This window comes from Varibaculum sp. (assembly GCF_008661855.1).
Taxonomy (GTDB): domain Bacteria; phylum Actinomycetota; class Actinomycetes; order Actinomycetales; family Actinomycetaceae; genus Varibaculum; species Varibaculum timonense_A.
Map to the genome: position 1 here is coordinate 1 of NZ_RPZY01000014.1, position 3943 is coordinate 3943.

Below are 3943 nucleotides of genomic sequence, written 5' to 3' on the forward strand. Positions count from 1 at the left end.
CCATGGGAGTGGGTTGCAAAAGAAGTAGGTAGCTTAACCTTCGGGAGGGCGCTTACCACTTTGTGATTCATGACTGGGGTGAAGTCGTAACAAGGTAACCGTAGGGGAACCTGCGGTTGGATCACCTCCTTACCTTAAAGAGCTGTGCTTTGCAGTGCTCACTCAGATGGTCTGAGAGAAAGTGAAAAGCAAGGCGTCTTGCGAAGCAGACTGATACGTCCCCTTCGTCTAGAGGCCCAGGACACCGCCCTTTCACGGCGGTAACAGGGGTTCGAATCCCCTAGGGGACGCCACTTGCTGGTTTGTGAGTGAAAGTCACCTGCCTTAATATCTCAAAACTCATCTTCGGGTGATGTTTGAGATATTTGCTCTTTAAAAATCTGGATCAAGCTGAAAATTGAAACACTGAACAACGAAAGTTGTTCGTGAGTCTCTCAAATTTTCGCAACACGATGATGAGTCGAAAGAAACATCTTCGGGTTGTGAGGTTAAGCGACTAAGCGTACACGGTGGATGCCCTGGCAGTCAGAGGCGATGAAGGACGTGCTAATCTGCGATAAGCGTCGGTAAGGTGATATGAACCGTTATAACCGGCGATTTCCGAATGGGGAAACCCAGTGTGTTTCGACACACTATCATTAACTGAATCCATAGGTTAATGAGGCGAACCGGGGGAACTGAAACATCTAAGTACCCCGAGGAAAAGAAATCAACCGAGATTCCCCCAGTAGCGGCGAGCGAACGGGGAGCAGCCCAGAGCCTGAATCAGTGTGTGTGTTAGTGGAAGCGTCTGGAAAGGCGCGCGATACAGGGTGACAGCCCCGTACACAAAAATGCACATGCTGTGAGCTCGATGAGTAGGGCGGGACACGTGGTATCCTGTCTGAATATGGGGGGACCATCCTCCAAGGCTAAATACTCCTGACTGACCGATAGTGAACCAGTACCGTGAGGGAAAGGCGAAAAGAACCCCGGCGAGGGGAGTGAAAAAGAACCTGAAACCGTGTACGTACAAGCAGTGGGAGCCTCTTTATGGGGTGACTGCGTACCTTTTGAATAATGGGGCAGCGACTTATATTCTGTAGCAAGGTTAACCGAATAGGGGAGCCGAAGGGAAACCGAGTCTTAACTGGGCGTTAAGTTGCAGGGTATAGACCCGAAACCCGGTGATCTAGCCATGGGCAGGTTGAAGGTTGGGTAACACTAACTGGAGGACCGAACCGACTAATGTTGAAAAATTAGCGGATGACTTGTGGCTGGGGGTGAAAGGCCAATCAAACCGGGAGATAGCTGGTTCTCCCCGAAAGCTATTTAGGTAGCGCCTCGTGAATTCATCTCCGGGGGTAGAGCACTGTTTCGGCAAGGGGGTCATCCCGACTTACCAACCCGATGCAAACTGCGAATACCGGAGAATGTTATCACGGGAGACACACGGCGGGTGCTAACGTCCGTCGTGAAGAGGGAAACAACCCAGACCGCCAGCTAAGGTCCCAAAGTCATGGTTAAGTGGGAAACGATGTGGGAAGGCCCAGACAGCCAGGATGTTGGCTTAGAAGCAGCCATCATTTAAAGAAAGCGTAATAGCTCACTGGTCGAGTCGGCCTGCGCGGAAGATGTAACGGGGCTAAACCATGCACCGAAGCTGCGGCAGCGACGCTTATGCGTTGTTGGGTAGGGGAGCGTTCTGTAAGCCTGTGAAGGTGTGCTGTGAGGCATGCTGGAGGTATCAGAAGTGCGAATGCTGACATAAGTAACGATAAAGCGGGTGAAAAGCCCGCTCGCCGGAAGACCAAGGGTTCCTGTCCAACGTTAATCGGGGCAGGGTGAGTCGACCCCTAAGGCGAGGCCGAAAGGCGTAGTCGATGGGAAACAGGTTAATATTCCTGTACTTGGTGTTACTGCGAAGGGGGGACGGAGAAGGCTATGTTGGCCGGGCGACGGTTGTCCCGGTTTAAGCGTGTAGGCTGGTTTTCCAGGCAAATCCGGAAAATCAAGGCTGAGGCGTGATGACGAGGCACTACGGTGCTGAAGCAACAAATGCCCTGCTTCCAGGAAAAGCCTCTAAGCATCAGGTAACATCAAATCGTACCCCAAACCGACACAGGTGGTCAGGTAGAGAATACCAAGGCGCTTGAGAGAACTCGGGTGAAGGAACTAGGCAAAATGGTGCCGTAACTTCGGGAGAAGGCACGCTGATATGTAGGTGAAGTCCCTCGCGGATGGAGCTGAAATCAGTCGAAGATACCAGCTGGCTGCAACTGTTTATTAAAAACACAGCACTGTGCAAACACGAAAGTGGACGTATACGGTGTGACGCCTGCCCGGTGCCGGAAGGTTAATTGATGGGGTCAGCGCAAGCGAAGCTCTTGATCGAAGCCCCGGTAAACGGCGGCCGTAACTATAACGGTCCTAAGGTAGCGAAATTCCTTGTCGGGTAAGTTCCGACCTGCACGAATGGCGTAATGATGGCCAGGCTGTCTCCACCCGAGACTCAGTGAAATTGAACTCGCTGTGAAGATGCAGTGTACCCGCGGCAAGACGGAAAGACCCCGTGAACCTTTACTATAGCTTGACACTGAACATTGAGCCTTGATGTGTAGGATAGGTGGGAGGCTTAGAAGTGTGGACGCCAGTCTGCATGGAGCCGACCTTGAAATACCACCCTTTAATGTTTGATGTTCTAACGTTGACCCGTAATCCGGGTTGCGGACAGTGTCTGGTGGGTAGTTTGACTGGGGCGGTCTCCTCCTAAAGAGTAACGGAGGAGCACGAAGGTTGGCTAATCCTGGTCGGACATCAGGAGGTTAGTGCAATGGCATAAGCCAGCTTGACTGCGAGCGTGACGGCGCGAGCAGGTGCGAAAGCAGGTCATAGTGATCCGGTGGTTCTGAATGGAAGGGCCATCGCTCACCGGATAAAAGGTACTCCGGGGATAACAGGCTGATACCGCCCAAGAGTTCATATCGACGGCGGTGTTTGGCACCTCGATGTCGGCTCATCACATCCTGGGGCTGAAGTAGGTCCCAAGGGTATGGCTGTTCGCCATTTAAAGTGGTACGCGAGCTGGGTTTAGAACGTCGTGAGACAGTTCGGTCCCTATCTGCCGTGGGCGCTGGAGAACTGAGGGGGGCTGCTCCTAGTACGAGAGGACCGGAGTGGACGCATCACTGGTGTTCGGGTTGTCATGCCAATGGCACTGCCCGGTAGCTAAATGCGGAAGAGATAAGTGCTGAAAGCATCTAAGCACGAAACTTGCCCCGAGATGAGTTCTCCCTGACTCCTTGAGAGTCCTGAAGGAACGTTGAAGACGACGACGTTGATAGGCCGGGTGTGTAAGCGCAGCGATGCGTTGAGCTAACCGGTACTAATGAACCGTGAGGCTTAACCTTACAACGCCGAAGCTGTTTTGGCGGATTGAGAGAAGATTTTCAGCCTGATACAGATTAAATCAGAACGCAGAAGCGGTCTGATAAAACAGAATTTGCCTGGCGGCCTTAGCGCGGTGGTCCCACCTGACCCCATGCCGAACTCAGAAGTGAAACGCCGTAGCGCCGATGGTAGTGTGGGGTCTCCCCATGCGAGAGTAGGGAACTGCCAGGCATCAAATTAAGCAGTAAGCCGGTCATAAAACCGGTGGTTGTAAAAGAATTCGGTGGAGCGGTAGTTCAGTCGGTAAGAATACCTGCCTGTCACGCAGGGGGTCGCGGGTTCGAGTCCCGTCCGTTCCGCCACCCTAATTAGGGGCGTAGTTCAATTGGTAGAGCACCGGTCTCCAAAACCGGGTGTTGGGAGTTCGAGTCTCTCCGCCCCTGCCAGAAATCATCCTTAGCGAAAGCTAAGGATTTTTTTTATCTGAAATAACCCTCTCCGAAGTAAATCCTTCTACCGGCATCCTTGCCAGCCATTCATAATAATACTCTTCATCAAGCACGTTAAGTTTCAA

3 tRNA genes and 3 rRNA genes are annotated in these 3943 nt (G+C 52.3%); all 6 read left to right on the forward strand.

The window, feature by feature from the left end:
* Window positions 1-132: ribosomal RNA gene (locus tag QZT94_RS01380) — 16S ribosomal RNA — on the forward strand; the annotation flags it as partial.
* A gap of 85 nt (window positions 133-217) precedes the next feature.
* A tRNA-Glu gene (locus tag QZT94_RS01385) sits at window positions 218-293 on the forward strand.
* Window positions 294-486: 193 nt separating this feature from the next.
* Window positions 487-3389: ribosomal RNA gene (locus tag QZT94_RS01390) — 23S ribosomal RNA — on the forward strand.
* A 95-nt stretch (window positions 3390-3484) separates the two neighbouring features.
* Window positions 3485-3600, forward strand: a 5S ribosomal RNA gene (gene rrf / locus QZT94_RS01395).
* Window positions 3601-3654: 54 nt separating this feature from the next.
* Window positions 3655-3731, forward strand: a tRNA-Asp gene (locus QZT94_RS01400).
* An 8-nt stretch (window positions 3732-3739) separates the two neighbouring features.
* Window positions 3740-3815 (forward strand) — tRNA-Trp (locus QZT94_RS01405).
* Window positions 3816-3943 lie beyond the last annotated feature (128 nt).